The organism is Rossellomorea sp. NPDC077527 (assembly GCF_044542955.1).
GTDB classification, from domain to species: domain Bacteria; phylum Bacillota; class Bacilli; order Bacillales; family Bacillaceae_B; genus Rossellomorea; species Rossellomorea aquimaris_E.
The window spans coordinates 286,963-313,041 of record NZ_JBITVL010000002.1 but is presented as its reverse complement, the minus strand read 5'-3'; the positions used below and the strand labels follow the sequence as shown (position 1 = coordinate 313,041).

The following is a 26,079-nucleotide window of genomic DNA, read 5'->3' as shown; positions in this document are numbered from 1 at the left end:
TTTCTACTTTTGGAATGGTTCATTCATCAACCTTTTTTGTGTGCTTTTTGTTAACTGTTTATAAAATTAAGTTGACATATATTCAGTGAAGGCGATATCCTTATCTTGTAGATAAACGACAGATGGGGGAAGACAGATGAACAGAAAATTGAGAACGATCGATCTTACACTTGCAGGGATGTTTGTCGCTCTGATGGCAATCGGGGCAAATATTACAACATTCGTACCATTCATGGTAGTGGGGGGAGTTCCCATTACGTTACAGACCTTTTTTGCCATTTTAGCAGGTGCGATACTCGGAAGCAGGATCGGTGCGATTTCCATGACGGTCTATGCCTTAGTTGGGTTGGTTGGAGTACCCGTATTTGCACGTTTTGGAGCGGGATTGTCAACAATTATAAGCCCGAACTTCGGATTTATCGTTTCATTTATTTTTACAGCCTATATCACCGGTAAATTGGTAGAAAAACATAAGAGCGTGAAGGTTTACATCTTCGCTGCACTGGTCGGCATGATCGTAAACTATGTGGTCGGCACGAACTGGATGTATGCTGCTTACAAGTTTTGGGCTGCGGCTCCAGAAGGATTCACTTATAAGATGGCATGGGCATGGATGGTCGTTCCATTGCCGAAAGACATCATCTTAGCTGTCTGTGCAGGAGTGATGGCTCATCGTTTAGAGAAGTCGGTGCTTTCCAAAAGCACATTCAGAAACTTGAATCGAGCAGCATAATGGGGGAGGAAACGATATGAAAACGTGGAAGGAACTTGCCGAAGAGGTCATCGGGGGAGCTGAACTAACCAATGAAGAAGCATTATCGATTTTGCGAAGCCCGGATGATGAGCTCTTGGAATTACTACATGGCGCTTATCTGATTCGAAAACATTATTACGGAAACAAAGTGAAATTAAATATGATCATCAATACAAAATCAGGTCTCTGCCCTGAGAATTGCGGGTACTGCTCACAGTCGAGCGTGTCTGATGCGCCGATCGAGAAGTACCGCATGGTAGATAAAGAAACGATATTAAAGGGAGCCGAAAATGCACACAAACTGAATGTCGGCACCTATTGCATCGTTGCCAGTGGACGTGGCCCGAGCAATCGGGAAGTGGATCACGTGGTTTCAGCGGTGAAAGAAATCAAAGAACAATATAATTTAAAGGTTTGTGCATGTCTCGGATTATTAAAGGGTGATCAAGCAAATCGCTTAAAAGAGGCAGGGGTGGACCGATACAACCATAACATCAATACTTCCAGTAACCATCATGAAAATATCACCACTTCCCATACATATGAAGACAGAATCAATACAGTTGAACAGGCAAAAGCACAGGGGATATCACCGTGCTCGGGGATCATCGTCGGTATGAAAGAAACACTTCAAGATGTAGTAGATATGGCTAACAGCTTGAAAGTACTCGATGCGGACTCCATCCCGGTTAATTTTCTTCATGCCATCGACGGTACCCCTCTTGAAGGAACAGATGAACTTGACCCTCGATATTGCTTGAAGGTCCTTTGTTTAATGCGCTTCATCAATCCGACAAAAGAAATCAGGATTTCAGGTGGGCGTGAAGTGAACCTGCGCAGTCTCCAGCCATTAGGTCTTTATCCGGCAAACTCAATTTTTGTCGGTGATTACTTGACGACAGCAGGTCAGGAAGGAACAGCGGATCATCAAATGCTTGAAGATTTAGGATTTGAAATCGATTATCTGAATGAAGAAAGCGGAGAATCCGTTACGATCTCATAAAAAAATTCATTGGATGCTATGGAAAAGGTTACTCCTCATGAAATCAGGAAATTATCTCACACTATATAAGAACGTTGTTGTTTCAGCAACGTTTGTGCGTCTAACTCATTAAATAAGTATAAAATCGGCTCTGGTTGGTCATGATGGTAGGGAATAATCACCATATTCTGGTGTGACCCGAGGTGAACAAACCGATGAAATGTCCAAATTGTCAGAGCAAAGATATTGGAAAGATCGGCATCAACCAATATTACTGTTGGGGGTGCTATATCGAGCTTTCCTTGTCTAAGGGTGTCATTCATACTCACCAGGTAGAAGAGGATGGATCGCTGAGCTCCTTAGATGACTTATTTGATGAGGAAGAACGCCGACTAAGCTAGGAAGAGGTGTCTTTCTTGAATAAAACATTTGCATCCATCGTTGGTTTTGGAGCAGGGATCGCTGCTTCCATCTATTCTCAAAGATCCAATATGATGAGTCAGAGACAAATGAAACGAATCCGTAAACAAGTAAAGAAACTTTTTTAACAGCTGAAAGAGACTGGCTCATTGAGGGTCAGTCTCTTTTTATGCGTGACTTGATAGAATTGGTTGTAAATGGAAAATGACGCATAAAATGAAAAAAATGACGCAATCATGATTGATTTTGACGCAAATAATAAAATAATGACGCAATCACTGCCTGTTTTAACGCAATAAATTCCAGAACGACGAACTGGCCATCCCTTTAGCCTTATTAGAGGGGAGGATCCATCTCTTTTACCATATGATTCACCCTTTTTAAGTGAAATCCATCTATAAAATCAATTCATTCAGGGTAACTAAACCCCATGAATAAAACTACCTCATAATTCCGAACAATATATAAGAAGGGACGGAGGTGATCACGATAGAAAAGCATACCTATGTAAAATGGTTATACAGGCTTTCGATAGCCCTCATTCTTGCACTATTTCTTTATATTCTTTTTTTATTAAAGCCTGTTTGGCATCCCGTATTAGAGGTCTTATTTTTCTCCCTGCTCCCTTTCGTCATAGGCGGGTTCATTGCGTACCTTCTTCATCCGGTCGTGGAGAAGCTGCATGAAGCCGGTATTCATAGGGGGATCGCGATCTTGCTCATCTATCTCCTCTTCTTTGGGGGAATAGGATATGCTGTCTATAAAGGGACCCCTGCTGTCATCCATCAACTGAGAGATTTATCGGAGAATGCCCCCATTTTCACTAAACAGTATCAGGGGTGGCTTCATGTGATTCAAAGTGAGACCTCGACATGGCCGGACGGAATCCAATCGCAGCTGGAAGAGAGAATCGACGGGCTTGAAGCATGGGTGACGGGACTGGTGGCTTTGGTACTCGCGACACTCATGAAGTTCATGAACAGCATGCTTATCGTTGCCATCATCCCCTTCGTATCTTTTTATTTATTGAAAGACATTACAAAGGTAAAAGCCTTTCTGTGGAAGCTCACTCCAAAGAAATGGAGGCAAAGTGCCATTTCATTTTCCAGAGATGTGGATGAATCTTTAGGTGGTTATATTCGAGGGCAACTACTCGTTTGTTTGATCATTGGGAGCATTTCAGCCGTCACGTTGTGGTTGATCGGGATGAAATATCCTCTGATCCTTGGTTTGATCATTGGGGTCACAAATGTGATACCGTATTTTGGTCCTATCATTGGGGCAGTTCCTGCAGCCCTTGTCGCCAGTACCATTTCGGTTAATATGGTGATCTACGTTGTCATTCTGGTCGTGATCCTTCAGTTTCTGGAGGGGAATATCTTATCGCCACTCATCGTCGGGAAGAGTCTTCATATGCACCCCCTCTTCATCATGGGGGCACTGATCATCGGCGGCGAAGTGGGTGGGGTGATCGGAATGATCGTGGCAGTGCCCTTTCTTGCCGTCATAAAGGTGGCAATTTTACACGGACGCACCCATTTTCTTTATATGAAAAACGAAGAAGAGCTGAAAAATGGGAATGATCATTGACAAATACAATGAATATTTCTATAATCCAACATATACAAGTATTCGCATAACATGAAATCCATGAAGGACCCAGTACGTTATAGTCCATCTGACAGAGAGAAATCCCCTTTGGCTGCAAGGGATTTCAGATGAAGGATAACCGAATGCTAATCCTGAGTGCAGGTAAAGCCTGCCGTCCAGCCGCGTTAAGGTGTATTGAGGGATGAATGAACGAATGTTTATTCATAACCAGGGTGGTACCGCGAGAAACAGCTCTCGTCCCTGTTTTAGGGATGAGGGCTTTTTTGTATTCTTTTTTACCCATACATATAAAGGAGGAAGCTTGATATGAACAAGTTAACAGGCGCAGAAATTCGTCAGAAGTTTTTAGATTTCTTTCAGGAAAAAGGGCATGGTGTTGAACCGAGTGCATCATTGGTTCCACATGAAGATCCGTCTCTATTATGGATCAATAGTGGGGTAGCGACATTAAAGAAATACTTTGATGGACGTGTGATCCCTCAAAATCCAAGAATCGTGAATGCGCAGAAATCGATCCGTACCAATGACATCGAGAACGTAGGGAAAACGGCTCGTCATCATACGTTCTTCGAAATGCTCGGGAATTTCTCGATCGGCGACTATTTTAAAGTAGAAGCAATCGAATGGGCATGGGAGTTCCTGACGGATGAAAAATGGGTTGGTTTTGATCCTGAAAAGCTTTCCGTTACAATTCACCCTGAAGATCATGAAGCATTTGATATCTGGAACAAAAAAGTAGGTGTACCTGCTGAACGGATCATCCGAATCGAAGGGAACTTCTGGGATATCGGGGAAGGTCCAAGTGGTCCGAATACAGAAATCTTCTATGATCGTGGACCTGAATACGGTGACAACCCCGAAGATCCTGAATTATATCCTGGTGGGGAAAACGACCGTTATCTTGAGGTATGGAATCTTGTGTTCTCACAGTTTAACCATAACCCTGATGGAACGTATACTCCGCTTCCTAAGAAGAACATCGATACAGGTATGGGTCTAGAGCGTATGGCATGTGTAGTTCAGGAAGTGGCTACGAACTTTGATACAGATTTATTTATGCCGATCATCGAGGCAACGGAAGAAATTTCAGGGAAGTCTTATGGCAAAGACAATGACACCGATGTAGCGTTCAAAGTCATTGCCGACCATATCAGAACGGTTTCATTTGCTATCGGTGACGGTGCCCTTCCATCCAATGAAGGCCGCGGGTATGTATTACGCAGACTGCTTCGACGTGCGGTCCGTTTTGCTAAACAAATCGAAATCAACCGCCCGTTCATGTATGAATTGGTTCCGGTTGTTTCTGAGATCATGGTGGATTTCTATCCGGAAGTGAAGCAAAAAGCTGAATTCATCCAAAAAGTTGTGAAAAATGAAGAAGACCGCTTCCACGAAACGCTGAATGAAGGTTTATCCATTCTTTCATCCATCATTAAAGCTCAAAAATCAGCAGGAAGCAAGGTTATCCCTGGTGAAGATGTTTTCCGTCTTTATGATACGTATGGATTCCCTGTTGAATTAACGGAAGAATACGCTGAAGAAGAAGGTTTGACGGTTGACCACGAAGGCTTTGAAAGAGAGATGGAAGGTCAGCGTGAAAGAGCGAGAGCTGCTCGTCAGGATGTAGGAAGCATGCAGGTGCAGGGTGGAATCCTGAGTGATATTACGGTGGAAAGCCGGTTTGTGGGGTATGACACACTTGAGAGCAAATCGACAGTCCTTGAATTATTGGTGGATAATGAGCGCCAGCCAAAAGTCGATAAAGGTCAGGAATGTCAGTTCATCCTTGATGAGACTCCATTCTACGCTGAAAGCGGCGGACAAATCGGAGATAAAGGGTATATTGAAGCTGAAGGCGTGAAAGTTTCTGTAACGAATGTGAAGAAAGCCCCTAATGGACAAAATCTTCATACGGCAGTCGTAGAAGAGGGGACACTCCAGCAAGGTGCGGAGGTATTGACCAAGGTTTCCCGAGAATCGAGAAGCAAGGTCGAGAAAAACCACACAGCTACTCACATCCTTCATCAAGCACTGAAAGATGTCCTTGGAGAACATGTCAACCAAGCAGGTTCATTAGTAGAACCGGATCGTCTTCGTTTTGACTTCTCTCATTTCGGGTCTGTTTCACAGGAAGAGATTGAACGTATCGAAACCATCGTCAACGAGAAGGTGTGGAAAGCGATTTCGGTCAACACAGCCCTTAAATCTCTATCCGAGGCAAAAGCGATGGGAGCCATGGCTCTGTTCGGTGAAAAATATGGTTCAGAAGTGCGTGTAGTCTCAATCGGAGATTATAGCTTGGAGCTTTGTGGAGGTTGTCACGTTTCCAATACGTCAGAGATCGGATTATTCAAGGTCCTATCTGAAAGCGGGATCGGTGCCGGTACCAGAAGGATTGAAGCTGTAACAGCCGAAAATGCATACAAAGTATTGAATGATCAAGTTTCTCAACTGAAGGATGTTGCGGCTAAACTGAAAGCGAATCCTAAGGAAGTTGTTAATCGTGTGGATTCTTTATTAAGTGAGATGAAGGAGCTTCAACGAGAGAATGAATCATTATCCGCAAAGTTGTCTAACATAGAAGCAGGAAGCTTAACGGACCAAGTGAAGGTCATTGATGGTGTGAATGTCCTTTCGGCAAAAGTGGCTGCCGGTGACAGCAACGGGCTTCGTTCGATGATGGACGACCTTAAACAGAAGCTTGGATCCGGGGTGATCGTACTGGCAACAACTGGTGACGACAAAGTGACCATCATTGCAGGAGTTACGGCTGATTTAGTCGAAAAAGGATATCATGCAGGAAAATTGGTTAAAGAAGTCGCTTCACGCTGTGGTGGAGGCGGTGGAGGCCGTCCGGACATGGCCCAGGCTGGAGGGAAAAACCCTGAAAAAGTGGAGGAAGCCCTGCAATTTGTAGAAGAATGGGTCAAATCCGTTTAACTCCGTGTGAAAGTGGTGTACAATGTAGGTAACGATTAACAATTCGGTTGTCAAAAAGACAAGCCTAAAGAGAGGTGCTAAAAATGAGTTCTTTTGACAAAACGATGCGGTTTGATTTCTCAGAGGAGCCGTTCGAACATGATGTGAAGGAAGTGCTCTTGCAGGTTCATGATGCTTTGCAGGAAAAAGGGTACAATCCAATCAATCAAATCGTAGGATACTTATTATCTGGAGATCCGGCTTACATTCCCAGACATCAAGATGCCAGAAATATCATCCGCCGCTTGGAACGTGATGAGATCATCGAAGAATTAGTCAAATCGTATTTGAAACAGCACAAAGAGGGATAATACATGCGTGTAATGGGTTTAGACGTTGGTTCTAAAACAGTCGGAGTCGCGATCAGCGATGAGCTTGGCTGGACAGCTCAAGGAATTGAAACCATTAAGATTGACGAAGACCAGGGCGTGTTCCGGGTGGATCGAATAAAGGAACTTGCCGATGAATACCAGGTGGACACCGTTGTCGTTGGATTGCCTAAAAACATGAATAACACAATCGGCCCACGTGGGGAAGCGTCTAAAGCTTATGGAGAGTTGATTCATCAGGAGTTGTCCCTTCCCATTAAATATTGGGATGAAAGACTAAGCACGATGGCTGCTGAGAGAGTGCTTTTAGAAGCCGATGTAAGCAGAAAGAAACGTAAGAAAGTAATCGACAAAATGGCTGCGATGATGATCCTTCAAGGATACCTTGACAGCCAAAAATGATGAGGTGAATGTTCATGGAACACGGAGAAAAACAAATTACAGTAGTTGACGAACAAGGAAATGAGCAGTTATGCGAGGTTCTTTTCACGTTTGAATCAGATAAATTCGGAAAGTCTTATGTTCTTTACTATCCACTTGGAGCAGATGAGAATGACGAAGAAGAAATTGAAATTCATGCTTCTGCATTCATGCCTGGTGACGAAGGACAGGAAGGCGAATTAAAGCCGATTGAAACAGAAGAAGAGTGGGACATGATTGAAGAAATGTTAAACACTTTCCTGGACGAAGAAGAAGACGCAGAATAAGTCGTCGTTATAAGGATACGAAACAGGGACCGCAAAAAGGGACAAAAAATTCACCCTTTTTGCAGGTCCCTGTTTCACTTTGTGCGAAATATTGTATAATAGTGGAGATGATGTCGAATTTCGCATAACGGATAGCCCGCTTTTTTGCTCGAAAGGGGGAAATGAACGCTTTGGAAGAAAAGAAAAAGGTAAAAGAAACACTTATGAAGAAACTGCTTGAGAGACAAGAGGAGGCAAAGGTCATTAGAAAAATAGTAGGACTTGTCATTCTTTGTCTAGTCATTGTTATAGGGGGAACGGCGATTGGTGGATACCTTTATGTAAATTCTGCCCTTAAGCCCGTAGACCCGGATAATACAAAACCAGTAAAAGTGGACATACCTATAGGCTCCGGTGTGACCAGCATCGGGAAAATCCTTGAGGAAAAAGGGATCGTAAAGAATTCTACGGTCTTTAAATATTATGTGAAATTCAACAATGAAGCAGGGTTTCAGGCAGGATCTTATGATCTGACACCTTCCATGACTCTGAATGAAATTGTGAATAGCTTAAAGACTGGTAAGGTCATGAGAAAAGCAGAGTTTAAGATTACCATTCCAGAGGGACTTCAATTAGATCAGATAGCAGAGATCATTGCTGAAAAGTCTCCATATAAAAAAGAAGAAATAGAAAAGAAACTAAATGATAAGAAATGGCTCGAGCAATTAAAAGAGGAATATCCGGAACTGATTACAGATGAAATACTGAACAAAGATATTAAGCGGCCGTTGGAAGGATATCTTTATCCTGCGACGTATCCTTTTTATGAGAAAAAGCCTTCTTTAGATGCCATCCTGAAGAAGATGATTGCTCAAACGAATGAAGTACTGGCTCAATATCAGGAAGCCATGGCAGCAAACGATTATACTCCTCACAAGCTTCTCACCCTTTCTTCCCTCATTGAAGAAGAAGCGACGGAGAAAGCAGACAGAGGGAAGATTTCAAGCGTATTTTATAATCGGATGGAGGAAGGAATGCCACTTCAGACAGATCCAACGGTATTATATGCCCTAGGGAAACATAAGGAAAAAACCGTGTACAAAGATCTTGAAGTCGAATCACCGTATAACACGTACCAAGTGAAGGGATTGCCGCCTGGTCCGATTGCAAATGCGGGGATTTCATCGATTGAAGCAGCTCTGAAGCCAGAGGATACAGAGTATTATTATTTCCTGGCAGCTTCCAATGGGTCGGTGTATTATTCTGAAACACTGGATGAGCATAACGAGAAAAAAGCAAAATATATCACCAACAAAGAGGAATAGCCCCATGAGAAGAGGAAAGAAACATTCGCTTTCCTCTTCTCTGTGTGGTAAAATAGTACAAGTTATTTTTATATACGGGCGTTATCTTGATAGGCGTGAAAAGTAGAAAGCTGATCGTAGCTTTCTTCTTTTCATGTTGTCTAAGAAAGAAGCGCTACCGATATCATTTATGATCATGATCGTGAGGCTTATATATGAATGAACGAGTGATTGGCTATATAGAATCAATTGTGAAAGAACGTCCTGCCTTAATTTCTGAGATGGAACAATATGCAGGAGTTCATGGCGTTCCCATCATGGAGCTGGTCGGAATCGAAGCGCTCTTGGGAATGTTACGGATCCAACAGCCAAAGCGGATCCTTGAAATCGGAACTGCTATAGGATATTCAGCCCTTCGGATGGCTGAAGCCCTCCCTGAGACGACAGTTGTCACTCTTGAACGGGATAAAGAAAGGTTCGAGGCTGCGCAACATTTTCTCTCCAGATCCAAAGATGGCAATAGAATTGTCACGATTTTCGGTGATGCACTAGAGCTCTCTGAAGAAGTGAAAAAGCATGGTCCGTTTGATGCCATCTTTATAGATGCTGCAAAGGGTCAGTACCTAAAGTTCTTTGACCTATATTCAGCCATGCTTACAGAGAACGGAGTCGTCTACTCGGATAACGTCTTATTCAAAGGTCTGGTTGCCGAGGAACAGGTTGAGCAGAAAAGAATACGGAACATGGTGAAGAAGCTGCAGAATTATAATACCTGGCTGATGAATCATGAACAATTCGATACATCTATTTTACCTGTCGGTGACGGTATCGCCATCAGTAAGAAAAGAGGTGATCAATGATGAAAAAGCCGGAATTACTCGTAACCCCTACAAGTGTATCCGATATTGAACCGTTGGCGGCTGCAGGTGCCGATGCCTTCATGATCGGTGAACAGAAGTATGGATTAAGACTTGCCGGAGAGTTTTCACTGGAAGCCGTTTGTGAAGCGATAACATTGGCTCACAAACACAACAAGAAAGTGTATGTGGCGATGAATGCCCTATTTCATAATGATAAAATCTCAGAACTGGATCATTATATCGCTGCTCTTGATGAAGCAGGGGCTGACGCCATCGTGTTCGGTGATCCTGCTGTACTGATGGCTGCACGAGAAGTAGCTCCTCAGATGAAGCTTCATTGGAATACGGAAACGACGGCCACAAACTGGTACACCTGCAATTACTGGGGACGAAAAGGCGCTAAACGTGCTGTCTTGGCACGTGAATTGAGTATGGAGACTATCGTTGAGATGAAAGAGAATGCAGAGGTCGAAATCGAGGTACAGGTCCACGGTATGACCTGTATGTTCCAATCAAAACGTTCACTGCTCGGTAACTATTTTGAATATCGAGGAAAAGCGATGGAAATCGAGAATCGAAAAGAGCAGCGCAATATGTTCTTACACGATGAAGAGCGCCATAATAAATACCCAATCTTCGAGGACGAAAACGGCACGCATATCATGAGCCCGAACGATATGTGCATTATTGATGAACTTGGTGAAATGATGGAAGCAGGTGTCGATTCCTTCAAAATTGATGGGGTGATGAAATCCTCTCAATATATTCTTGAGATAACAAAACTATATCGTAAGGCAATAGATTTGTGTGCGGATGATGAAGATCAATATGATGATCAGAAAGACGGGTTTTTAGAAGAAGCGAAAAGACTGCAACCTGAAAATCGTCCGTTGGATACAGGATTTTTCTTTAAAGAAACCGTGTATTAAGTACACGATGATGATGTCAGAACGGAGGCGTAATGATGACCACGGTTGTAAAAAAGCCCATATCGAAACAGGTGGACGGAAAGCGTGTCATTGTGAAGAAACCTGAACTACTGGCTCCTGCCGGAAATCTGGAGAAATTGAAGATTGCTGTCCATTATGGGGCAGATGCAGTCTATATCGGTGGACAGGAATATGGTCTGCGTTCAAATGCCGGTAATTTCACCCTTGATGATATGAAAGAAGGCGTGGAGTTTGCAAAGAAATATGGTGCAAAGATTTATGTGACAACAAATATCTATGCCCATAATGAAAACATGGATGGACTGGAAGAATATCTCCGTGGATTAGAGGAAGCTGGAGTGGCTGGAATCATTGTAGCTGATCCTCTGATCATTGAGACTTGCAGAAGAGTGGCTCCGAAAGTGGAGGTGCACTTAAGCACGCAGCAGTCCCTTTCTAACTGGAAAGCTGTTCAGTTTTGGAAAGAAGAAGGGCTTGATCGCGTAGTACTTGCCCGTGAAGCCAGTGGAAGAGAAATCCAGGAAATGAAAGAAAAGGTGGATATTGAGATTGAAACCTTCATTCATGGAGCCATGTGTATTGCTTATTCAGGACGCTGCACGCTAAGTAACCACATGACGGCCAGGGATTCTAACCGCGGAGGCTGCTGTCAGTCATGCCGCTGGGATTATGATTTATATGAATTGAACGGCAGAGAAGAGAATCCTCTTTATAATGAAAATGATGCTCCTTTTGCCATGAGCCCGAAAGATTTGAAGCTCGTTGAATCCATTCCGGGAATGATCGAATTGGGAATTGACAGTTTGAAGATTGAGGGACGCATGAAGTCCATTCACTATGTGGCCACTGTCGTAAGTGTGTACCGCAAAGTGATTGATGAATATTGTAAAGATCCAGACAACTTCGTCATTCAACAAGAATGGCTCGAGGAGCTGGAGAAATGTGCGAATCGTGACACTGCCCCGGCATTTTTTGAAGGCGTACCTGGATTCAAGGAGCAGATGTTCGGGGTCCATAACAAGAAGAACACAAATTATGAATTTGTCGGTCTTGTGTTGGACTACGATGAAGAAACTCAAGTCGTCACACTGCAGCAACGGAACCATTTTAAGACCGGACAGGAAGTAGAATTTTTCGGTCCTGAAATCTCCAACTTTACTCAGGTAATAGAGAAATTATGGGATGAGCGGGGTAATGAAATCGAAGTAGCCCGTCACCCGTTACAAATTGTGAAATTCAAGGTTCATCAGAGAGTATATCCTGATAACATGATGCGAAAGGAGAACATCTAATACTTATGAAGCAGAAACCCGTTGTGATCGGTGTAGCAGGAGGATCAGGCTCTGGTAAAACAAGTGTCACCAAAGCCATTTATGAGCAATTTCAAGGTCATTCGATTTTAATGCTGCAACAGGATTATTATTATAAAGATCAGTCCAATCTACCATTCGAGGAACGTTTGAAAACGAATTACGATCATCCGCTAGCCTTTGATAATGATCTGTTGATTCAGCATTTGCACGGCCTTTTAGATCATCAGTCCGTTAATAAACCGGTCTATGATTATAAAATGCATACCCGTTCGGAGGAGACGATTCTTGTTGAACCGAAGGATGTCATTATTTTAGAAGGAATTTTAGTATTAGAAGATGAAAGATTGCGTAACTTAATGGATATCAAGTTATATGTAGATACGGACGCTGATCTTCGCATCATCAGAAGAATGCTTCGTGATATTAAAGAGCGCGGCCGTTCCATCGATTCCGTCATCGATCAATACATTACAGTCGTTCGTCCGATGCACAATCAATTCATTGAACCGACAAAGCGATATGCCGATGTGATCATCCCTGAAGGCGGCCATAATCACGTGGCGATCGATTTAATGGTAACAAAAATTCAAACAATTCTTGAACAAAAGTCATTTTTGTAATACGATAGCATAGATAAAGACATATAGGCTAGATTTTACATTTTCCCACATTGTAAAGAAGCAGGGAATGGAGTGAGAAGAGATTCTCCCTCCATTCCCTCCCTTTACATACGTAGCACATTTACATATAGAGTACGGGAAAGCTCTTAGAGAGAAAAGGAGTGAAGAGGGTCATGAGTACAGAAAAAGTATTTCCTATGACAGCAGAAGGTAAAGAAAAGTTAGAAAAAGAACTAGAGAATTTGAAAACGGTTAAACGTAAAGAAGTGGTTGAGCGCATCAAGATCGCTCGCAGCTTTGGAGATTTATCCGAGAACTCCGAGTACGACGCAGCGAAAGATGAACAAGCATTCGTCGAAGGTCGTATTTCTACATTAGAAAACATGATTCGCAACGCGAAAATCATTCAAGAAGATGACATGAATTCAGATACAGTACAATTAGGTAAAAAAGTGACATTCGTCGAATTACCAGACGGTGATAAAGAAACCTACACCATCGTTGGTAGTGCAGAAGCTGATCCATTCGAAGGAAAGATTTCGAATGATTCACCAATCGCGAAAAGCCTTCTTGGTCATAAAGTAGGCGCAGAAGTGAATGTTCAGACTCCAGGCGGGGAAATGAGCGTTAAGATTGTAGAAGTAAGCTGATTTTGTTTAGAAGGGACTCACAATGTGAGTCCCTTCTTTTTTTATGCCTCAAGAAGATTATTTCATATGATTCTCGTCAACAATGTGGACGAGGTGACAAAATGAAACGGAAACGAATCAGGCTGTTTAGTATCGTCCTATTACTTGCTTTCTGTGCTCTATCTGGGAGATTGATGCAGCTGCAATTATTTCAAACCGAATCTTATTCTGATCATAAAATCAATCTCCTTGAAGAAAGTGTCACACAACGGACGCAGCAATTGGTGATCGATGAAGGCAGGGGAGAATTCCTAGACCGAAACGGCGTCCCCCTTACGTTTACTGAAAAAAACGTCCTGGTTCTATTTCCTTTCCTTGACCAAATGGAATGGCCAGTGGAGAAAGTAGCAGATATCCTTCATGTCCCTGCATCAACGATTCAATCAAAAGTGAAGGAAGCGAATGGCCCTATCATTTTCGGCGGGAAAGAGCCCTTTAGGCTTTCGGAAGAGCAGATGAAAGAAATTAATTCACTTGAAATACAGGGGGTATTTGCTCTAACGAAAAAGTTTAAAAGCAGTGATGTTCCTGCTTCGCAGCTGATTGGGGTAACGGGTGAAAACACAAATGAATTTCACGAAAGGTACCCAGACAGAGTGAAGGGTGCCAATCAGAAAATCGGGGTCTCAGGGCTTCAAGAGAATTTTGATGAGTGGCTCGTGGCGGAGGAGGAAGCAAAGCTGATTTATCATGTCGATGCAAGAGGGGGACCATTATTCGGAGTAGATGTTAAGTACCTGGCACCGGCCAATCCATTCTACCCTTTGAATGTTAAAACGACCATTGATGCCGATATGCAGCTTGCCTTGGAAGAAGTGGCAGATACGTATCACATTCAGAAGGGGGGACTGCTTCTTCTTGATATTGAAAAAAGTGAAATACTCGCCAGTGTTTCAAGACCTGCCATGAAAAGCCGTGATCCTTTTAGTGGGGGGGCGACGAATTACATGCTGAAAGCACTGATCCCTGGATCTGTGTTCAAGACCGTCGTGGCGGCTGCAGCCATGGATGAAGGATTAGTTGATGAGACACGGCTTTTTCCGTGTGATGAAGATATCCGTGGTGGAGCAGCGGAAAAGCCTCACGGGAACATCAATATTAAGAGCAGCATCGCAGTTAGCTGTAACCGGACGTTTGCGGACCTTGCGAAAGAGCTGACGGAAAAGGATGATCATCTCCTGGATGAATACGCAGAGAAGATCGGGCTAATCGGTGATATCTCTTGGAAAGGGGACGTTTTTCATTACGAAGATTTTCCACAGCTGCAGGTGAGTGATGGAAGGATTTTTGTATCCAATGATGAAAGAAAAGATTCGAACTATGTTTCACAGACAGGAATAGGACAACGGGAAGTCCGGGTCACACCGCTCGGTATCGCGAATATGATGGCTACCATTGCCAGGGGTGGAGAGAAGTTTCAAGTGAGTGCCGTATCGTCCGTACAGTATCAAAATGGGTCCAATATGTTTTCCTTCCCTAAACAGAAGATCGAGGGCGAGACCATAACCCCTTATACGGCCATGAAGCTTCAACAATATTTAAGGGGCGTGGTGAACTCGTCGGAAGGAACGGCAACCTATTTGCAAACGGCCGCCTACACCATCGCTGGAAAGACCGGAACCGCACAGACCGGAAATTACCGGGGAGAAAAAGTGAAGGCAAATGAATTATATAATAAATGGTTCGCCGGCTACTTCCCTTTCGAACATCCCAAATACGTCCTTGTTGCCGTCAACATGGACGTGACCATTAACGAAGGGGGAATCTACCCCATCTTCAAAGATGGCGTCGATGCCATCTATCGACTTGAAAATCAATGATAGGCAATACCTACTTCCTGTGACCATTTTCCCTTTGTAGGCAGGCTGGATAATGTTTCGCTTTATTCTTTTCCTCTTATCATGTTAAAATGTTTAGGATAATAGGGAGGGAACACAATGGCGAAATACCAATCTCGATTAGATAAACGATCCAAGAGAAATACAAATAAAATTCTAAACATCATGATTGCAGTTGTACTTCTATTGATTGTCGTTGTCGGAGGCACCATTGTATTTGGTGGAGGAGACGAAAAAGCAACAACAGACGCTCCTAAGAATTCAGAGACAAAAGATGCTACTAGCGATAAAAGCGCAAAAGAAGATAAAGATAGCGATAAATCTGTTTCAATGGAAGAAAACAGTGATTCAGAGGATAAAGCTGACGAAGAAAATGATAAAGAAGATGAGCAAAAGCAAGACGAATCTTCTGATGACAGTAAAGAAAATGTCGCATTAGATGGAGAAGATGACAGCAAGATGCAAGTAGAGGAAAGTGACGAACCTAATGTGGCGAAAACGATGGTGCATCCTGACTGGAAGCCTATTGGGACTGAGCAGACAGGTGAACACGTCTCTTCTTATGATCAAGGCACTGTCGACTGGCAGGAAAAAATTACGGCTGTTTCATATGCAACCGGCATTCAGGAATCCAATATGACCGTTTGGTGGGTCGAAGGGAATGGTGGTCCTCAGAAGTCCATGGCCACCGTGACAGCAAAGGATACAAAGACACCTTATCGTGTATATCTGCAGTGGGTAGACGGCAAAGGTTGGCAGCCGACGAAAGTTCAGGAATTAAAGGAAAATGATAAAGCTTCTTAATGTGAAGTTTGGAGAAGAGGGTCCTAAGGGCTCTCTTTTTTTGTGTAGTGGTTAGATTGATGTTTTGTTTTTAAAAAATTAATGTAAAATGGCTGGATTAAGTTCCATTTCGGCTGGATTTACCTCGTCCTAACTGAATGTTGGTCAAAAATAACCGGCATCATCCTACTGATACATAGGAAATCCGTTGCTATCTATGAAAACATAAAAATAAGGCCCTGCCGATAAGGAAGGGCCTTTACCCATGGTTACTTCTTCACTTTAAAATGAACCGCCGCACTGTACAATCTTCTGCCATTCTCATCGATGGAAACGGCATGATCCACATGGTGAACGGAGAGCATGATGGCTTTGTTATGCTGAATTTGCTCGTCTACCTTCTTCTCCAGCGTCCGCATACTGTCCGCTTCGAAAAATTCTACTTTATCTTCAATTAAATCAAATGAAATATTCATGGGGGAAACCTCCTTCATAACGTTGATCCAGATGGGTTGACCATCTTTATTTTAGTGCCCATCTCCCTTTTTTACAAATAATATTTGTTGAATTAGTCAGGAGAATATGATAATTTAATAACAGTTTTAATATTAATTCATAGTATGTTTATAGGAATTATAAACTTAATGCAACTGAGGTGCTGAACCATGGGTAGAGAGTTTTTGGATCTGTTCGAAGACTGGGCGGATTCTTATGATGATACAGTGACTGGGAAAGACGTGGAATATCAAGCGGTTTTCGAACATTATGAATCGATTCTTGAGGAAGTCGCATCCCATTCGAAGGGAAGAGTCGTGGAGTTTGGACCCGGTACAGGAAATCTTACCAAGAAATTATTGGAAGCAGGACTTGAGGTCATCCCCTTCGAACCTTCCCCGGAAATGAGAGCGATTGGAATGCAAAAGCTTGGGGAACAGGTTACCTTCAGAGACGGAGACTTTCTGGATTTTTCTATAGAAGGAGGAGCCGATTCCATTGTAAGTTCATATGCGTTTCATCACTTAACCGATGAAGAAAAGGGAAAAGCTTTCGGCATCTATGGAAAGCTTCTAGTACAAGGTGGTAAAATAGTATTTGCTGATACGATGTTTGAAACGGAGCAGCATTATCAAGCCGCCATATCCCTGGCAATGAAGAAAGAGTATGATAACCTTGCTGAAGATTTAAAACGTGAATATTACACCACTCTGGATGTATTGAGAGAGTTATTACATGAGAATGGGTTTTCGGTCCGTTTTAAGCAAGTGAATACGTTTGTGTGGATCATGGAGGCGACTAAACAGTAGAAAGAGGTTTAAATAATGAAAATCGCCATCATTGGAGCAATGGAAGAAGAAGTAGCCCTATTAAGAGAGAATATTTCAAATCCTGCAGTGGAAACGATCGCAGGATGTGAATATACAAGTGGTACTATGCATGACAAAGAAGTGATTTTACTTCGTTCAGGTATCGGAAAAGTGAATGCAGCGATGTCAACGGCTGTTCTATTGCAGCACTTCAAGCCGGACTGCATCATCAACACAGGGTCAGCAGGAGGATTCGATCCTTCTCTAAATGTTGGGGATGTTGTCATTTCAACTGAAGTAAGACATCATGATGTGGATGTAACAGCATTCGGATATGAATATGGTCAGGTACCACAGCTGCCGGCAGCCTTTACTGCAGACGAGAAATTGAAGCAAACCGCTATCAATAGTGTAAAGGAACTCGGAGACGCACAGGTGGTATCCGGATTGATCGCTACTGGCGATTCGTTCATGAATGATCCGAAGCGTGTGGATGCGATTCGTGATAAATTCACTGGCTTACAGGCAGTGGAGATGGAAGCGGCCGCCATTGCACAAGTGGCACATCAATTCCAGGTTCCATTTGTTATCATTCGATCACTATCCGACATTGCAGGCAAGGAATCAGATGTTTCCTTTGATCAATATTTAGAAAAAGCGGCACTGCATTCTGCGAAAATGGTCATGAGCATTGTAAAATCTGTTTAATACATTGAAAATACAGCTGACCCAGGCACCTTCACCACTCATCAATTGAGATAGGACATGTTCAACAAGCAGTCCATTCATCATTTATGAGAATGGTGGGTACGTGGGTCAGTTTTGTTTAAAGGGGGATTATAGGTATGGACGTGTATAAAGGGGTACATGAACTGATAGGAAACACACCCATTGTGGAACTCACACACTTCCCTTTGAAGAATGGCGTCCGCCTTTTTGCTAAACTGGAGTTTTTTAACCCTGGAGGAAGCGTGAAGGACCGCCTGGGGCTGGAGCTGTTAGAAGACGCGATTGAAACTGGAAAAATACAGCCCGGGGGAACCTTCATTGAACCGACGGCAGGCAATACGGGGATTGGTTTGGCTTTAGCCGCCGTGAATTCAGGGTACAAAGTGGTATTCTGTATACCGGAGAAATTCAGCATGGAAAAACAGGAGCTGATGAAGGCGCTTGGAGCAGAAATCGTTCATACGCCTACGGAAAAGGGAATGAAGGGAGCCATTGAAAAAGCGGCAGAATTGGTCAATGAAACGCCAAATTCCTATTCCCCCCAGCAATTTGGAAATGAAGCCAATCCGAATACGTATTACAAAACGCTGGGTCCGGAGCTGTGGAGGCAGATGGATGGTCAAATCCATACCTTCGTCGCTGGTGCTGGCACAGGCGGTACCTTTATGGGGACGGCACGCTTTCTTAAAGAAATGAGTGATACGATTAAAACAGTGATTGTCGAACCAGAAGGATCCATCCTCAATGGAGGAGAATCAGGACCTCATAAAACGGAAGGCATTGGCATGGAGTTCCTGCCTGAATATATGGATACAGATTACTTCAACAGTATCCACACCATCACAGACGATGATGCTTTCAAAAGGGTGCAGGAACTTGCATCATTGGAAGGGCTTTTGGTAGGGAGTTCTTCTGGAGCCGCCCTCCATGCAGCCTTACTCGAGGCAGAAAAAGCTGAACCGGGAAGTCATATCGTCACGATTTTTCCGGATTCAAGCGAACGATATTTAAGTAAGAAAATTTATCAAGGAGGAATCTAATCATGAAAAAGAAAACACAATTAATTCACGGTGGTATCCCGACAGATCCTCAAACAGGTGCTGTCTCCACTCCGATATATCAGGTTAGCACGTATAAGCAGGATGAAGTAGGAAAGCATAAAGGCTTTGAATACTCACGTTCAGGAAATCCGACCCGCCACGCTCTGGAAGAGCTGATCAAGGATTTGGAAGGCGGAGAAAAAGGGTTTGCTTTTGGATCGGGAATGGCGGCCATCACGGCGGTCATGATGATGTTCAACAGCGGCGATCATATTGTGATGACAGATGACGTTTATGGCGGTACCTACCGCGTCATGACCAAGGTGTTAAACCGCATTGGCATTGAATCTACATTCGTAGACACAAGTGATGTCAGCAATATCGAGAAGGCCATTCAACCGAATACAAAGGCTGTATACATTGAAACACCAACCAATCCATTACTGAAAATCACCGATATCGAGGCGGCAGCTTCTTTAGCCAAGAAACACAATTTGCTGACAATCGTAGATAATACGTTCAGCACCCCGTATTGGCAGAATCCGATCAGCCTTGGTGCAGACGTCGTCCTTCATAGTGCGACGAAATATATCGGAGGACACAGTGATGTAGTCGCAGGTCTGGTTGTGGTGAATTCAGAAGAACTTGCAGAAGAGTTATTCTTCGTTCAGAATTCCACAGGTGGGGTTCTTGGACCGCAGGATTCGTGGTTGCTCATTCGAGGAATTAAAACACTGGGACTTAGAATGGAAGAGCATGAAGAAAACACAAGAAAAATTGTCGAGTTCCTTACTTCTCATCCGAAAGTATCGAAGGTATACTACCCAGGTCTAGAAACTCACCCCAATCACTCCATCGCCAAGAAGCAGGCAACAGGATTTGGTGGCATGGTTTCCTTTGATGTAGGCAGTGAGGAAAATGCAGACCGCCTTTTAACGAATACAAAATTCTTCACATTGGCTGAAAGTCTGGGGGCGGTAGAAAGCTTGATTTCTGTTCCAGCCCGCATGACCCATGCATCCATCCCGAGTGAGCGTCGGAACGAACTCGGAATCACAGACGGCCTCGTTCGGATCTCTGTAGGACTTGAAGATGTGGAAGATCTGATTGAAGATATAGAAACTGCCCTTTCCAAGTAGGGATACGTGTGGCAGAGCTGGTATCAATTACATGCCCGCCTGCTTCCATTCATATGTTACGATAGAATAAGAGTTTACTAGTTCTAAAGTAGGTGAATGCATATGAAAAATACAAGCAAAAAGACTATTCAGCATAACGTCATCGACTTCAAACGATTTGGTTTTACGTTACTTGCACTGAGTGTCTTCATGTATTTAGGCGTCATCATTCCAACAGTAACGGTTACACCCGGCAAAATGATCCCTCTCATGACAGGGACCGTTGTTTTACTCGGGCTGTCACTATTCTTTTTCATTAAAGCGATCAAGTATAAGAAAGATCTGCAGTCAGCAGATGAATAAATAACAAAAACGGGTCCTCGTGGAGGACCCGTTTTTTTGTATGAGTAAATGTGGAAAATTGTAGAAAATAAATGCAAGAAAAGAGTTTACATTACTATGGAAATTGGATATACTAACCAATGTAAGAAAAAAACACTAATGGGAGGTCGAAGGAAATGTTCGTGCTTATTGGAAATAAACACACAACTTCATATCGTTTTCATCATTCGACCACTTGTGGGATGTTTTTTGCTTAATTTTAATTTCATTAAATGATAGCCACAGGGAGAATGTAGATTCCTGTGGCTTTTTTGTGCCACAAGGATCGGTCTCTTTGTGGCTTTTTATTTTGCCCTGCACTTTTGCAGGCACGTTGAAAGGGGTGATATGTATGACACTGAATCTTTTATTTATAACTGTAACCTTTAATAAGAAACAAGCAACGTTTGAAGAAGCTTCTCACAACGAAACGGTTTTAAAAAACTTTGAAGAAACGAAAGCGAAGCAACACTTTATGTCTCAATTGTTTTAATTCTTAAGATCAAAATATGGAGAGGAGAATAAAGATGATTTATTTACAGGAGAAAATGTTGAATGCGCTATGGGTAGAGAAGGATACTGCCTAACGAAAGAGGGTGGTGGAGAGATGTTTTTGAATATTGTCATTTGGTCCGCTTTCTTCCATAAAAAGAAGAAGCGCAGAATGAATGTGTAGATGGAGGAGGATACTCGTTAGTGGGTATTCTCCTCTTTTTATACAGACTGGTCACACATCTGTCAATCTTTAGTAAAGAGTTGTTCACGAATGGAAGGGGAGAATTGGTTAATTCGTGATACATTAATAGTAAGAAGTGCATATTACTGAGGGAGAGGGATGACGATGTTCTCAATGATCATGGGTCTTATTATGACATCTGTGATTGGTTTGATCATTTCTGCAGAAGTCAGTGTAGAGTAGTGAAAATGAAAAGAAAAGCGGTCCTTGGACCGCTTTTCTTTATTAGGATTTATTCCGTTTTTCTTTTTCCTCACGATAGAATTCGTGAAACATCTTCATGAGCGCCCGTTTTTCGATCCGTGAGACATAGCTTCTTGAGATCCCTAGTTCCTTTGCTATTTCTCTTTGGGTCTTTTCTTCTTTTAAGTCCAATCCGAATCGTCCGACAATGACTTCCTTTTCCCTTTCATCCAGAACACAGATATATTTTCTGACCTTTTCGAGTTCCATGCTTAATTGAATGGTATCAATGACATCATCGCTTTCCGACTTTAAAATATCGATCAAGCTGATTTCGTTTCCTTCCTTATCCTGGCCGATGGGGTCATGAAGGGAAACATCTTTCTTGGTTTTCTTGAGGGCGCGCAGGTGCATAAGGATTTCATTCTCGATACAACGTGCTGCATAGGTGGCTAGCTTTGTGCCTTTTCCTTCTGAATAGCTTTCAATGGCTTTGATCAATCCGATGGTCCCGATGGAAATCAAATCCTCTGGATCTTCGCCTGTGTTTTCAAATTTCTTGACGATGTGGGCAACCAACCTGAGATTATGTTCGATGAGCATGTTGCGTGCGTGTTCGTCCCCATCTGCCATCAGCCTTAAATATTTCCGTTCATCTGCAGCGGAAAGTGGTTGAGGAAAGGCGTTATTTTTAACGTAAGAAACGAGGAAAATTAACTCCTTGAAGAAATAACCCAGTGCTGTTAGAACTCCAGACATACTTCCACCTCCATTAGGACTTAAGCCTATAATCATTCTTATGATAAAGATGGATTGTCCTTGCATGTCCACGTAAAGTAATCGGGAAAATTGCGCTATTTCCGTAATAAAGAGGAAAACTGCCTATACGCACATTCCCTAGATACATATACTGATAGTAAAAGTGAGTGAGGAGGTATGGCCATGCCTTATGGATATCCGTGTTACGGACCAGTCTATCCAGGTTATTATGGCGGTGGAGGATTCTACTTTGCCCTCGTCGTCGTATTACTCATCCTACTTTTCCTATTCGGTGGCTGGTGGTACTACACCAACTGTTAAACGAAAAGCGGAGGCGGCTTGATCTGGCCCGACAAGCATAAGATGAATCGACCGGAAAGGCGTTCTTTGCCTTTTTGGTCGATTTAGCTTATGACCTCGAGGGCCAAGCCGCTGGAGCTGGACAAAGAAAAGCGGAGGGGCTTTGCCCAGAGGCGACAAGCATAAGGCGAACCTGTCGGAAAGGGGCTCTTTGCCTTTTTGGCAGGTTTGACTTATGACTTCGAGCCTCTAAGCCCCGGAGCTGGATAAGAAGAAAAGCGGAGGCGGCTTGATCTGGCCCGATCCAAAACAAACAAAAGAACCCGGTGCCCCGGGTTCTTTGTACATTACATCTTCTTTAGTGTAAACGGGCTGATCATCAAGATTGATAGTATGATCACGATGCATAACAGCAGCACGTTTGAAATATGTGGGATCGCGAAGTAGCACATTGTCAATAAACAGCCGGCAGCGGTAATCGGCAAACCGGTAAAGTAGCCGTCATTTTCTGTGATATTGAAACGTGCCAGTCGATAAGCACCACAGGCCAAATATAAAATAGTGAAAAACATGCCTGGTAAGTCAAACTGGTTGAGAGCAGCCGTATACATAAGTAAAGCCGGGGCCACCCCGAAGGAAATGATGTCGCTCATGGAATCCAGCTGCTTGCCTAATTCTGACTCGATGTTCAACCTTCTAGCCACCATTCCATCGAATCGGTCAGTTAATGCAGCGATGAAGATGAGAATCAGACTTAAATGTAATTGGTTATGAAGAATCGAAATAATGGCAATACCACCTAATGATAAATTGGATAGGGTAATTAGGTTGGCTGTTTGGGCTTTAAGCTTTTTGAACGTTTGATCGATGACACCGGAGAGAAACAATCAACACTCACTCCTTCTAATTAAGTTTGTTCACTGTTGAACATGATATATGGCTAAGAATGCTTGAACAAATAATCCTTACCTTATACGTTGAAAAAAAGATTCTTTTAAATATAGTATATAATAATATTTTATTATATACTTATTAAACTGCTAAAGTTAATCATTTTTTTGAAATGATGTAGAATTGATCGGTGTACTGACCATAAGGAGTTCCCGGAAATGAGTCGGCAGGGAAAATACCGGGGAATCTAATGAATAAAAAAAGGACGGATTCTAAACAAATCCGTCCCGTTTCATGTTCGTATTCTACGAAGTAGCTTTTATTTTATTAGTAAGAGATCGACGGTGAATTTCCATTTCGATGAGGCGAATGAATTCTGTATTGAGTTTCAACTCCAGCGCTTTGAAATAAGAATCAATCAACAGTTCGTCCGATAATTTCCTCATTAATGCCACCTCCAATAGCCATTATCTTTTTGTATCTCAAAAATTTATTGTAAGTACGTTTTTAAGTAGTAATTAAACTTTACCAAATTTATTTTTTCAGAACAAGCGTTCCGTTATCCACAGTTCATGGTGGATAAGTTGTGACTAACTTGTATATAACTGGTAAATAAGCGATGTTTGTGTTCTGTATAATGTGAATAAGGTTATCCACAACCTTGAGCGGAACTGGAAATTTGTCGAAAAATATTTATTTATTTTAAGAATATGCTTGAAATTCCAGGAATATATATGATTTATTTTGAATCTGTATGTAAAATTGGTTATCATTAATCTGTTATAGGTTAAAGGTATATGGAAGAAACACTTTCTTTTTACCAATTGGACGTTCTAACAAGAAAATATCGAACACAATTATCATATAATCGATTAAGAAATTTGAGGTGTAGCGAGTGATCAAGCAATTTTTACCCAATGAACAGGTTCAGGATATTTTTAGTATCAGCCCGGGTCATCTTAAGGAAAAGGGGATCAAGGCCATCATCACCGACCTGGATAATACGTTGGTGGAATGGGATAGACCCAACGCCACCCCGAAATTAATTCAGTGGTTTAAAGAGATGCAGGAGCAGGGGATTCTTGTGACCATTGTATCGAATAATAATAAAAACAGGGTCGGAGCATTTGCTGAACCCTTGGGAGTTCCATTTATATTCCAGGCACGTAAGCCTATGGGGCGTGCTTTCAAGAAAGCCATTAAGGAAATGGGTGTCAAGAAGGAAGAAGCGGTTGTTATCGGGGACCAGCTGTTAACGGACGTACTGGGTGGAAATCGAAGTGGATTTCATACCATACTGGTTGTTCCGGTGGCCCAATCAGATGGCTTCTTTACAAAGTTCAATCGTCAAGTGGAACGCAGAATCATGAAGTTTTTCAAGCGTAAAGGCATGCTTGAGTGGGAGGATAAAAAGTGAGTCAAGTTGTATGTATAGGTTGTGGCGTTGAAATCCAGACGGAAAATAAAGAAGGAATGGGATATGCCCCTCCTTCGGCTCTTCAAAAAGAAGAGATCATTTGTCAACGCTGTTTCAGATTAAAGCATTATAATGAGGTCCAGGATGTTCCGTTGACTGATGACGACTTCTTGAAAATATTAAATGAGCTTGGGGAATCAGAAGGGCTGATCGTCAAAGTCGTAGATATTTTCGACTTTAATGGAAGCTGGCTTCCAGGACTCCACCGGTTCGTCGGATCCAACCCGATCCTTCTGATCGGAAACAAGGTTGATTTGCTTCCTAAGTCAGTGAAACACTCCAAATTGATTCATTGGATGAAGCATGAAGCAAGTCAATTGGGATTGAAACCGATCGATGTTCAATTGGTGAGTGCTCATAAGGGGCAGGGAATTGCCGAAGCGATTGAAGCAATCGAAGAATATCGTAATGGTAAAGATGTCTATGTGGTGGGATGTACGAACGTAGGAAAATCAACCTTCATCAACCGCATCATCAAACATGTTTCAGGAGAGCAGGATGTTATCACCACATCCCACTTCCCGGGAACGACTCTTGATATGATTCAAATTCCATTGGATGATGAAGAATATTTAATTGATACTCCTGGAATTATCAATCATCATCAGATGGCCCATTTTGTTGATAAGCAGGATTTGAAAATCATAACGCCTAAAAAAGAGATTAAGCCTAGGACGTTCCAGTTGAACCCCGAACAAACTTTGTTCTTTGGAGGACTGGCCCGTTTTGATTTCATGGCCGGTGAGCGTCAGCCGTTTACTTGCTATTTCTCAAATGAACTTTCCATCCATCGTACGAAGGTTGAAAAGGCGGATGAGCTCTATAAAAACCATGCCGGTGAACTGTTACAGCCGCCACGAAAGGACGACATGGACGAGTTCCCTCCACTTGTAAGGCATGAGTTCAGAATCAAGGAAGCTAAAACGGATATCGTTTTCTCCGGTTTAGGGTGGATTACCGTAAACGATGCAGGTGCCACCATTGCAGCACACGTTCCTAAAGGCGTCAGCGTCTTCTTGAGAAAATCACTGATCTAGGAGGGA

The 26,079-nt window shown here is 42.7% G+C and carries 30 protein-coding genes and 1 other annotated feature; of the genes, 26 read left to right on the top strand and 4 right to left on the bottom strand.

Going from position 1 to position 26,079, the window contains the following annotated elements:
- Positions 1-136 precede the first annotated feature (136 nt).
- From ACIGG7_RS06825 to ACIGG7_RS06745, 17 genes are all read left to right on the top strand, one after another.
- On the top strand, positions 137-733 hold the full coding sequence (locus ACIGG7_RS06825) for a biotin transporter BioY (RefSeq protein ID WP_397549223.1): 597 nt from the start codon (positions 137-139) through the stop codon (positions 731-733).
- A gap of 16 nt (positions 734-749) precedes the next feature.
- Complete coding sequence (gene bioB, locus ACIGG7_RS06820) at positions 750-1,757, top strand: biotin synthase BioB (RefSeq protein ID WP_397549222.1); 1,008 nt, start codon at positions 750-752, stop codon at positions 1,755-1,757.
- 194 nt (positions 1,758-1,951) lie between these two features.
- Entirely contained in the window at positions 1,952-2,137 is a 186-nt protein-coding gene (locus ACIGG7_RS06815) for a hypothetical protein (RefSeq protein WP_034757353.1), read from the top strand.
- 15 nt (positions 2,138-2,152) lie between these two features.
- Positions 2,153-2,284, top strand: a complete 132-nt coding sequence (locus tag ACIGG7_RS06810; protein ID WP_263628047.1) for a YrzQ family protein — start codon at positions 2,153-2,155, stop codon at positions 2,282-2,284.
- A 361-nt stretch (positions 2,285-2,645) separates the two neighbouring features.
- Entirely contained in the window at positions 2,646-3,746 is a 1,101-nt protein-coding gene (locus tag ACIGG7_RS06805; protein ID WP_397549666.1) for an AI-2E family transporter, read from the top strand.
- A 51-nt stretch (positions 3,747-3,797) separates the two neighbouring features.
- Positions 3,798-4,012: a binding site (T-box leader), on the top strand.
- Between the two features lie 61 nt (positions 4,013-4,073).
- A complete protein-coding gene (alaS, locus tag ACIGG7_RS06800; protein WP_397549221.1) occupies positions 4,074-6,707 on the top strand; it encodes an alanine--tRNA ligase in 2,634 nt (877 codons plus the stop codon).
- Between the two features lie 83 nt (positions 6,708-6,790).
- Positions 6,791-7,057 (top strand): IreB family regulatory phosphoprotein, encoded by a 267-nt coding sequence (locus ACIGG7_RS06795; protein WP_034757362.1) that lies wholly within the window; start codon positions 6,791-6,793, stop codon positions 7,055-7,057.
- Between the two features lie 3 nt (positions 7,058-7,060).
- On the top strand, positions 7,061-7,477 hold the full coding sequence (ruvX, locus tag ACIGG7_RS06790; protein WP_224940047.1) for a Holliday junction resolvase RuvX: 417 nt from the start codon (positions 7,061-7,063) through the stop codon (positions 7,475-7,477).
- A 14-nt stretch (positions 7,478-7,491) separates the two neighbouring features.
- Positions 7,492-7,782, top strand: a complete 291-nt coding sequence (locus ACIGG7_RS06785; RefSeq protein WP_201713580.1) for a DUF1292 domain-containing protein — start codon at positions 7,492-7,494, stop codon at positions 7,780-7,782.
- Between the two features lie 161 nt (positions 7,783-7,943).
- The gene (gene mltG, locus ACIGG7_RS06780) at positions 7,944-9,086 is read left to right on the top strand and encodes an endolytic transglycosylase MltG (protein ID WP_224940048.1); all 1,143 of its coding nucleotides are present in this window, start codon (positions 7,944-7,946) and stop codon (positions 9,084-9,086) included.
- A 194-nt stretch (positions 9,087-9,280) separates the two neighbouring features.
- Positions 9,281-9,925 (top strand): O-methyltransferase, encoded by a 645-nt coding sequence (locus ACIGG7_RS06775; RefSeq protein WP_397549220.1) that lies wholly within the window; start codon positions 9,281-9,283, stop codon positions 9,923-9,925.
- A complete protein-coding gene (locus tag ACIGG7_RS06770) occupies positions 9,925-10,854 on the top strand; it encodes a peptidase U32 family protein (RefSeq protein WP_397549665.1) in 930 nt (309 codons plus the stop codon). The genes ACIGG7_RS06775 and ACIGG7_RS06770 overlap by 1 nt, the downstream gene beginning before the upstream one ends.
- Before the next feature lie 35 nt (positions 10,855-10,889).
- Positions 10,890-12,167, top strand: coding sequence for a peptidase U32 family protein (locus ACIGG7_RS06765; RefSeq protein WP_397549664.1), 1,278 nt, complete (start codon positions 10,890-10,892; stop codon positions 12,165-12,167).
- Between the two features lie 5 nt (positions 12,168-12,172).
- Positions 12,173-12,808: a uridine kinase gene (gene udk / locus ACIGG7_RS06760; RefSeq protein ID WP_224940050.1), complete on the top strand. Its 636-nt coding sequence runs from the start codon at positions 12,173-12,175 to the stop codon at positions 12,806-12,808.
- Between the two features lie 173 nt (positions 12,809-12,981).
- Positions 12,982-13,458 (top strand): transcription elongation factor GreA, encoded by a 477-nt coding sequence (gene greA, locus ACIGG7_RS06755; RefSeq protein WP_034760526.1) that lies wholly within the window; start codon positions 12,982-12,984, stop codon positions 13,456-13,458.
- A gap of 101 nt (positions 13,459-13,559) precedes the next feature.
- A complete protein-coding gene (locus ACIGG7_RS06750; RefSeq protein ID WP_397549219.1) occupies positions 13,560-15,317 on the top strand; it encodes a peptidoglycan D,D-transpeptidase FtsI family protein in 1,758 nt (585 codons plus the stop codon).
- A 117-nt stretch (positions 15,318-15,434) separates the two neighbouring features.
- Positions 15,435-16,139: a YrrS family protein gene (locus ACIGG7_RS06745; RefSeq protein WP_397549218.1), complete on the top strand. Its 705-nt coding sequence runs from the start codon at positions 15,435-15,437 to the stop codon at positions 16,137-16,139.
- A gap of 248 nt (positions 16,140-16,387) precedes the next feature.
- On the opposite strand, the gene ACIGG7_RS06740 is transcribed toward ACIGG7_RS06745, so the two are convergent.
- Positions 16,388-16,594 (bottom strand): DUF2536 family protein, encoded by a 207-nt coding sequence (locus ACIGG7_RS06740; RefSeq protein ID WP_224940053.1) that lies wholly within the window; start codon positions 16,592-16,594, stop codon positions 16,388-16,390.
- Positions 16,595-16,783: 189 nt separating this feature from the next.
- Here ACIGG7_RS06740 and ACIGG7_RS06735 point away from each other — a divergent pair, with 189 nt between their 5' ends.
- The 6 genes from ACIGG7_RS06735 (at position 16,784) to ACIGG7_RS06710 (ending at position 21,183) form a co-directional block, all read left to right on the top strand.
- The gene (locus tag ACIGG7_RS06735; RefSeq protein WP_224940054.1) at positions 16,784-17,422 is read left to right on the top strand and encodes a class I SAM-dependent DNA methyltransferase; all 639 of its coding nucleotides are present in this window, start codon (positions 16,784-16,786) and stop codon (positions 17,420-17,422) included.
- A 15-nt stretch (positions 17,423-17,437) separates the two neighbouring features.
- The gene (gene mtnN, locus ACIGG7_RS06730; RefSeq protein ID WP_224940055.1) at positions 17,438-18,130 is read left to right on the top strand and encodes a 5'-methylthioadenosine/S-adenosylhomocysteine nucleosidase; all 693 of its coding nucleotides are present in this window, start codon (positions 17,438-17,440) and stop codon (positions 18,128-18,130) included.
- A gap of 137 nt (positions 18,131-18,267) precedes the next feature.
- Positions 18,268-19,191 carry a PLP-dependent cysteine synthase family protein gene (locus tag ACIGG7_RS06725; protein WP_397549217.1) on the top strand — a complete coding sequence of 308 codons (924 nt, stop codon included), beginning with the start codon at positions 18,268-18,270 and terminating at the stop codon, positions 19,189-19,191.
- 2 nt (positions 19,192-19,193) lie between these two features.
- A complete protein-coding gene (locus ACIGG7_RS06720) occupies positions 19,194-20,330 on the top strand; it encodes a bifunctional cystathionine gamma-lyase/homocysteine desulfhydrase (RefSeq protein ID WP_397549216.1) in 1,137 nt (378 codons plus the stop codon).
- A gap of 102 nt (positions 20,331-20,432) precedes the next feature.
- Positions 20,433-20,672 (top strand): YrhC family protein, encoded by a 240-nt coding sequence (locus tag ACIGG7_RS06715; protein ID WP_397549215.1) that lies wholly within the window; start codon positions 20,433-20,435, stop codon positions 20,670-20,672.
- Between the two features lie 370 nt (positions 20,673-21,042).
- On the top strand, positions 21,043-21,183 hold the full coding sequence (locus ACIGG7_RS06710; protein ID WP_397549214.1) for a YrzI family small protein: 141 nt from the start codon (positions 21,043-21,045) through the stop codon (positions 21,181-21,183).
- A gap of 468 nt (positions 21,184-21,651) precedes the next feature.
- On the opposite strand, the gene sigK is transcribed toward ACIGG7_RS06710, so the two are convergent.
- On the bottom strand, positions 21,652-22,368 hold the full coding sequence (sigK, locus tag ACIGG7_RS06705) for an RNA polymerase sporulation sigma factor SigK (protein ID WP_224940060.1): 717 nt from the start codon (positions 22,366-22,368) through the stop codon (positions 21,652-21,654).
- 183 nt (positions 22,369-22,551) lie between these two features.
- Between sigK and ACIGG7_RS06700 the strand changes: the two genes are divergently transcribed.
- Complete coding sequence (locus ACIGG7_RS06700) at positions 22,552-22,689, top strand: hypothetical protein (protein ID WP_224940061.1); 138 nt, start codon at positions 22,552-22,554, stop codon at positions 22,687-22,689.
- Positions 22,690-23,015: 326 nt separating this feature from the next.
- On the opposite strand, the gene pssA is transcribed toward ACIGG7_RS06700, so the two are convergent.
- Entirely contained in the window at positions 23,016-23,555 is a 540-nt protein-coding gene (pssA, locus tag ACIGG7_RS06695) for a CDP-diacylglycerol--serine O-phosphatidyltransferase (RefSeq protein ID WP_224940062.1), read from the bottom strand.
- Between the two features lie 309 nt (positions 23,556-23,864).
- Complete coding sequence (sda, locus tag ACIGG7_RS06690) at positions 23,865-24,005, bottom strand: sporulation histidine kinase inhibitor Sda (RefSeq protein ID WP_044339579.1); 141 nt, start codon at positions 24,003-24,005, stop codon at positions 23,865-23,867.
- 449 nt (positions 24,006-24,454) lie between these two features.
- Here sda and ACIGG7_RS06685 point away from each other — a divergent pair, with 449 nt between their 5' ends.
- The gene (locus ACIGG7_RS06685) at positions 24,455-24,976 is read left to right on the top strand and encodes a YqeG family HAD IIIA-type phosphatase (RefSeq protein ID WP_224940063.1); all 522 of its coding nucleotides are present in this window, start codon (positions 24,455-24,457) and stop codon (positions 24,974-24,976) included.
- On the top strand, positions 24,973-26,073 hold the full coding sequence (gene yqeH / locus ACIGG7_RS06680) for a ribosome biogenesis GTPase YqeH (RefSeq protein ID WP_224940064.1): 1,101 nt from the start codon (positions 24,973-24,975) through the stop codon (positions 26,071-26,073). Before ACIGG7_RS06685 ends, yqeH begins: the two co-directional genes overlap by 4 nt.
- Positions 26,074-26,079: the final 6 nt, after the last annotated feature.

What these genes read in the sequence shown, in the direction of transcription:
- ACIGG7_RS06825 (WP_397549223.1), top strand. Translation starts at nt 137, where the DNA reads ATGAACAGAAAATTGAGAACGATCGATCTTACACTTGCAGGGATGTTT.
- bioB (WP_397549222.1), top strand. Translation starts at nt 750, where the DNA reads ATGAAAACGTGGAAGGAACTTGCCGAAGAGGTCATCGGGGGAGCTGAA.
- ACIGG7_RS06815 (WP_034757353.1), top strand. Translation starts at nt 1,952, where the DNA reads ATGAAATGTCCAAATTGTCAGAGCAAAGATATTGGAAAGATCGGCATC.
- alaS (WP_397549221.1), top strand. Translation starts at nt 4,074, where the DNA reads ATGAACAAGTTAACAGGCGCAGAAATTCGTCAGAAGTTTTTAGATTTC.
- ACIGG7_RS06795 (WP_034757362.1), top strand. Translation starts at nt 6,791, where the DNA reads ATGAGTTCTTTTGACAAAACGATGCGGTTTGATTTCTCAGAGGAGCCG.
- ruvX (WP_224940047.1), top strand. Translation starts at nt 7,061, where the DNA reads ATGCGTGTAATGGGTTTAGACGTTGGTTCTAAAACAGTCGGAGTCGCG.
- ACIGG7_RS06785 (WP_201713580.1), top strand. Translation starts at nt 7,492, where the DNA reads ATGGAACACGGAGAAAAACAAATTACAGTAGTTGACGAACAAGGAAAT.
- mltG (WP_224940048.1), top strand. Translation starts at nt 7,944, where the DNA reads ATGAACGCTTTGGAAGAAAAGAAAAAGGTAAAAGAAACACTTATGAAG.
- ACIGG7_RS06775 (WP_397549220.1), top strand. Translation starts at nt 9,281, where the DNA reads ATGAATGAACGAGTGATTGGCTATATAGAATCAATTGTGAAAGAACGT.
- ACIGG7_RS06770 (WP_397549665.1), top strand. Translation starts at nt 9,925, where the DNA reads ATGAAAAAGCCGGAATTACTCGTAACCCCTACAAGTGTATCCGATATT.
- ACIGG7_RS06765 (WP_397549664.1), top strand. Translation starts at nt 10,890, where the DNA reads ATGACCACGGTTGTAAAAAAGCCCATATCGAAACAGGTGGACGGAAAG.
- udk (WP_224940050.1), top strand. Translation starts at nt 12,173, where the DNA reads ATGAAGCAGAAACCCGTTGTGATCGGTGTAGCAGGAGGATCAGGCTCT.
- greA (WP_034760526.1), top strand. Translation starts at nt 12,982, where the DNA reads ATGAGTACAGAAAAAGTATTTCCTATGACAGCAGAAGGTAAAGAAAAG.
- ACIGG7_RS06750 (WP_397549219.1), top strand. Translation starts at nt 13,560, where the DNA reads ATGAAACGGAAACGAATCAGGCTGTTTAGTATCGTCCTATTACTTGCT.
- ACIGG7_RS06745 (WP_397549218.1), top strand. Translation starts at nt 15,435, where the DNA reads ATGGCGAAATACCAATCTCGATTAGATAAACGATCCAAGAGAAATACA.
- ACIGG7_RS06740 (WP_224940053.1), bottom strand. Translation starts at nt 16,594, where the DNA reads ATGAATATTTCATTTGATTTAATTGAAGATAAAGTAGAATTTTTCGAA.
- ACIGG7_RS06735 (WP_224940054.1), top strand. Translation starts at nt 16,784, where the DNA reads ATGGGTAGAGAGTTTTTGGATCTGTTCGAAGACTGGGCGGATTCTTAT.
- mtnN (WP_224940055.1), top strand. Translation starts at nt 17,438, where the DNA reads ATGAAAATCGCCATCATTGGAGCAATGGAAGAAGAAGTAGCCCTATTA.
- ACIGG7_RS06725 (WP_397549217.1), top strand. Translation starts at nt 18,268, where the DNA reads ATGGACGTGTATAAAGGGGTACATGAACTGATAGGAAACACACCCATT.
- ACIGG7_RS06720 (WP_397549216.1), top strand. Translation starts at nt 19,194, where the DNA reads ATGAAAAAGAAAACACAATTAATTCACGGTGGTATCCCGACAGATCCT.
- ACIGG7_RS06715 (WP_397549215.1), top strand. Translation starts at nt 20,433, where the DNA reads ATGAAAAATACAAGCAAAAAGACTATTCAGCATAACGTCATCGACTTC.
- ACIGG7_RS06710 (WP_397549214.1), top strand. Translation starts at nt 21,043, where the DNA reads ATGACACTGAATCTTTTATTTATAACTGTAACCTTTAATAAGAAACAA.
- sigK (WP_224940060.1), bottom strand. Translation starts at nt 22,368, where the DNA reads ATGTCTGGAGTTCTAACAGCACTGGGTTATTTCTTCAAGGAGTTAATT.
- ACIGG7_RS06700 (WP_224940061.1), top strand. Translation starts at nt 22,552, where the DNA reads ATGCCTTATGGATATCCGTGTTACGGACCAGTCTATCCAGGTTATTAT.
- sda (WP_044339579.1), bottom strand. Translation starts at nt 24,005, where the DNA reads ATGAGGAAATTATCGGACGAACTGTTGATTGATTCTTATTTCAAAGCG.